This window comes from Acinetobacter sp. GN11 (assembly GCF_054823985.1).
Genome location: NZ_JRVL01000255.1, coordinates 1 through 3175, shown reverse-complemented (window position 1 = coordinate 3175; position 3175 = coordinate 1). Strand labels below are relative to the sequence as shown.

General features: G+C 36.3%; 3 protein-coding genes. All 3 read left to right on the top strand.

Translation table 11 applies throughout. From position 1 onward, the window contains the following. The coding region (locus NL42_RS17725; protein ID WP_461313756.1) for a hypothetical protein at nucleotides 1–611 on the top strand (611 nt) is incomplete at its 5' end. A gap of 322 nt (nucleotides 612–933) precedes the next feature. Continuing rightward, nucleotides 934–1653 carry a helix-turn-helix transcriptional regulator gene (locus NL42_RS17720; RefSeq protein ID WP_461313755.1) on the top strand — a complete coding sequence of 240 codons (720 nt, stop codon included), beginning with the start codon at nucleotides 934–936 and terminating at the stop codon, nucleotides 1651–1653. 91 nt (nucleotides 1654–1744) lie between these two features. Further along, on the top strand, nucleotides 1745–3175 hold a 1431-nt coding region (iaaH, locus tag NL42_RS17715), incomplete at its 3' end, for an indoleacetamide hydrolase (RefSeq protein WP_461313754.1).

Genomic DNA, 3175 nt, shown 5'->3' with positions numbered 1-3175 from the left:
CCCAAGAATTTTACGACGAGTCTGGAAAATACTTTGATCCAGATTTTCACGATCCAGATGATTTTGCAGAAAGTGCTTATGATAAAGCTCAAGAATATGTGATGATGCTGTGGGAAATGAGAACACAAACGTTATTTAGTATTATAGCGGGCATGTATCATCAATGGGATAAAACTCTTCGAGAATGGATGGTAAGACAAAGCAAATTTTGGGGTGGAGAGAATTTAACAAAACAAATTTGGAAAGTTGATATATCTAAAATATTTGAATTATTCAAAGGGATAGAGTGGAATATAACTGAGGAGCCATTTTATAAATATTTAGATGCTTGTCGATTAGTCGTAAATGTCTATAAACATGGAAATGGTATATCATTGAAAAATTTAAGGGAAGATTATCCAGAATATTTTATTGATTTTAGTAAATCCAACTTCAATCTTAATTCTTGGTATGATCATACATCAGTAATAATTGTCGATGGCCACTTTGAAAATTTTGCAAGTGCTATTAAAAACTTCTGGGAAAGAGTGCCAGAACAAATTATTGATAATGATAATTTTATAGCACCTAAATGGGTTAAAGATGCATTAGACTTAGATTACAAGAGGTGAATTCAAACTATTGCATTGCTCAAACTATATGGCATATTTGTATTAACGTGAAAGAAATGTATTTAAATTGCATTAAATAAAAGCTCATCAAATGATAGGGTTTTTGCTTATCTATGGTGTAAATTAATCTCAAATAATAAGGGTATAATAATGCTTAAGAGAGGAACACTAAAATTAATATTTTTACGGAAAAAATATAGCTATTACCTACCAAATCAAAAAATAGATATGTTATAGAAATGGATGGGATAGGTATTAAGCTCAAAGGAAGCTCTTAACCAATCTTCTTAAAATTCGATGGATTTTGTTAAATAGGTAGACGATGACCGCACTTTTAGAAAAGGATTTCAGCCCGTCTGAGTTTACATTGTTTTCTGAAATATTATGGAAACTTGGCTCAGGAAAAGGGCAATATAATTTACGTGAAAATATCATTGCCGATATTGCCATCTTATTGAGGGCTGATTTTGCCGCATCTTATATTTGGGATTCAACGCATAATTTATCGAAAGAAGGTGTGATATGGAAAATCGACCCAAAAGCGATGGAGGACTATGATCGTGTTTGGCAATTTGCTGACCCAATTACCACACAACTTCGCAAACACCAGAAACCGACATTTGTAAATGAAGTTATGCCTCTTACAGACCTTAAAAAGACAACCTATTACAATGAGTTTTTACGGGCTTATGGTTTATATCATGGCATAAATATTTATTTTGTCCGAAATGGAGTCGATATTGGTGATTTACGCATTTGGCGTGCACAAGACGCCGACATGTTTGGTGAGCGTGAAAAAAGAATATTAAATCTGCTTGAACCTTATTTTACTCAAGCTTTACCAGCAGATTTATCAACACAATACGGCCTGACTCCACGTGAACAAGAAGTGGTTCGTTTGGTCTCTAAAGGTTTAAGTGATAAACATGTGGCGAATTTACTTGGCATTAGCTTTACCACTTTAAGAACCCATCTGAATAATTCTATGAGAAAAATAGGCTGCAATAATCGCACTGAAATGGCCTTACTCATTCAACATTAAAGCAAAGCAATCCTCAATTTTGAGGATACGAATGAATGAGCAATTTGTACTAAGTTCTTAAGATCACAACTTAAATGGATTTTAAGTCATCATGTCAAATGCAGTTGAAAAAAATAATTGGATTGAATCACAGGGTTTAGCAAGTACTTCAGTAGATGTCATCACTAAACTGATCCATGACAGAAAAGTGTCTTGCGAAGAACTCGTCCATCATTACTTTGCCTCTATTGAAAAACAGCAATCTTTAAATGCATTTATTAGCACAGATAAGGCTTCAGCAATTCAACAAGCTCAATATTGGGATAAATACCTACTTAGTGGAAAACCATGTCCAGCTTTGATGGGTATTTTAATTGCTGTTAAAGATAATATTCATGTTGCAGGTTTCTCAAATAGTGCAGGCACACCAGCTTTAGCCAACTTTAAGCCTCAAAGCTCCGCACCTATTATTCAAAAGCTCATTGATCACGGCGCGATCATTGTGGGTAAAACCAATATGCACGAACTAGCCTTTGGGGTAACAGGCTATAATACTGCCATGCATGTTGAAGGTGTTGTGGGTACACGAAATGCCGTAAACCCATTACACATTGCTGGCGGGTCCTCTTCAGGTAGTGCTGTGGCGGTTGCCGCTGGAATGGTTCCAATTGCGATTGGTACAGATACTGGTGCTTCGATTCGTTTGCCAAGTGCCTTAAATGGATGTGTCGGCTTTCGTCCAACGGTAGGAAGATACTCACAAGACAGTATTACCCCAATTTCACATACGCGGGATACTGCTGGCCCGATTGCACACACAATATCTGACATTATTTTAATTGATCAGCTTATTACTCAAGAGCCAAAAAAAGAACCATTACAACCTCATCAAATTAGGCTCGGCATCAATCCATATTTTTGGAATCATTTAGATGAAGATGTTCTTGAGCAGGCTCATATTGCGCTTGAGCTTTTAAAAGAGGCAGGAGTCGAAATTATTAATGTCGATATGCCGAATTTAGAACAGCTCAATCATGCGATTTCATTTCCAGTGGTCGTCTATGAAGGCAAATATGACCTTATTCAATATTTAAAACATCATCATTTAAATCTGACTTTAGAGACTGTGATCGATCAGATTTCAAGCCCAGATGTACAGGCGCTTTTTAAACAGAATATCTTGCCTGAATTAATTCAAGATCAAACGGGGCAACTTGTTCCTGTTTTACCTTTGTATGAAAAAGCGATGAGAGAAGCTCGGCCTCAATTGCTTGAACTCTACCAAAACACATTTAAAGCGCATAACTTACATGCTTTATTATTTCCGACATCACCGATTGTTGCACCGCTAGCAAATGAACAATCCAATTCAATTGAAAATTTCCAGACACTCATTCGAAATACGGACCCCGGCAGTAATATTGGATTACCAGGGCTGAGTTTACCGATTGGAAAGGGAGCGAAATCGAAACTACCAGTTGGATTAGAAATTGATGGTTTACCTCATCACGATAGTGAAATACTTGCGATTGGGATGACTTTA